Source organism: Streptomyces sp. NTH33 (genome assembly GCF_003236365.1).
GTDB lineage: Bacteria > Actinomycetota > Actinomycetes > Streptomycetales > Streptomycetaceae > Streptomyces.
Map to the genome: position 1 here is coordinate 1 of NZ_POTZ01000862.1, position 1,510 is coordinate 1,510.

Below are 1,510 nucleotides of genomic sequence, written 5' to 3' on the forward strand. Positions count from 1 at the left end.
CCCTCAGACCCCATGGTCGCGCGGCCGGCGGAATGCGCGCCCGGGCCGGGAGGTTGACCGGGGTATGACTCAGGACACAGCGCACGACCCCGGACAGGACGCCCTGCTCACACTGCTCTCCGAGGGGCACGGCGGAGTGCTGGTGACCCTCAAGCGGGACGGCCGGCCCCAGCTGTCGAACGTCAGCCACGCCTACTGCCCGGACGAGCGGGTCATCCGCGTCTCGATCACCGACGACCGCGCCAAGACCCGCAACCTGCGCCGGGACCCGCGTGCCTCGTACCACGTCACGAGCCCGGACCGCTGGGCCTACACGGTCGCCGAGGGCACCGCGGACCTCTCGCCGGTCGCGAAGGACCCGTACGACGAGACGGTCGAGGAACTGGTCCGTCTCTACCGTGACGTGAACGGCGAGCACCCCGACTGGGACGACTTCCGCGCCGCGATGGTCCGCGACCGGCGCCTGGTGCTGCGGCTGAGGGTGGAACGGGCGTACGGCATCCCGAAGGGCGGCGGCTGAGGCACGTGGAGGCCGGGCGGGCGCCGGGCCGGGCGGCGAGATGTCACCCCGCCTGTGGCCGGCCGGGGGCCGTCCGGTCTGTGCTGCGGCCTCGCCCGTGGACGTGGCAGAACAACAGGTCCGGGCCGGCCGGAGCGTCGGGTCGCAGCCAGTTGCTGACATCGACCGCGAGGACGATCCGCCCGTCGGCACCGCGGGCCCTCGGCGTCGGGGCGAGCCGCCGCCGCAGGCGACGCGACGCCACCGGGCCCTCGGCGCACAGCACCGCATCGGTGAGCTCGAAAGGCGCATCCGCCCGCGTGCAGGGACAGTCGTGGAACTGGACGCGGAAGTGGGACAGCACGCCGAGACGGACCAAGATCAGCGGGACAGGTGAACCGCCGAGGTTGAACAACAAGTCGAGATACGGCTTCTCACCCTCTCCGGCCCCCCGGCACGGGGAGTCAGGCAGAGGCTGTGAACCCGTGGGTGTGGGTGAAGACGCTGCTGAGCGCGGATGGTCCGTTGCGTTCCAGTTCCCGCGTCCGGCGCTTGCGCTCCCTCTCATAGGTGTCGACGTCGCCGCGGTGACGGGCGATGAGCGCCCGGCGCGCACCGGGTGCGACGTGGCACAGCCCGGGCACGTCGGGATTGTCCCGGCAGTCGATGCTGCCGGCGGCCGGGGCGACGGCCGACGCAGCGGATCCACCGAGAACAAGCGGCCGAACTTCATCCTGCCCGAGACCTACGACTCCGGCTTCGCCCTGCGGCTCCTGCTCAAGGACATGCGGATCGCGGCCCACCTGGCCGACGTCCTCGACGTCCCCAGCCGGCTCGGCGCCCGCGCGGTAGAACTGTGGGCCCAAGCTGCCGCCGCCCTGCCCCCGAAGCCGCTCGGGGTCATCACCGCATGGGCGGCCAAGAAGGACGGCGAGCGAACCGACGGGCGTACTGCGCCGATCATAATCAGGCCGGTTGTGACGGATAACGCCGTCGAGTGCGATGATGTCG

General features: G+C 71.8%; 2 protein-coding genes and 1 pseudogene. 2 read left to right on the forward strand and 1 reads right to left on the reverse strand.

From position 1 onward, the window contains the following. Positions 1-64 precede the first annotated feature (64 nt). Positions 65-520 (forward strand): PPOX class F420-dependent oxidoreductase, encoded by a 456-nt coding sequence (locus C1I97_RS37050; RefSeq protein WP_111007257.1) that lies wholly within the window; start codon positions 65-67, stop codon positions 518-520. Positions 521-575: 55 nt separating this feature from the next. Here the strand turns inward: C1I97_RS37050 and C1I97_RS42280 are convergent. Next, positions 576-884 (reverse strand): annotated as a pseudogene (locus C1I97_RS42280) (transposase); the annotation flags it as partial. 106 nt (positions 885-990) lie between these two features. On the opposite strand from C1I97_RS42280, the gene C1I97_RS37065 reads away from it, so the two are divergent. Then, positions 991-1,510: NAD-binding protein (locus C1I97_RS37065; RefSeq protein WP_220040897.1), on the forward strand; the 520-nt coding region annotated here is incomplete at its 3' end.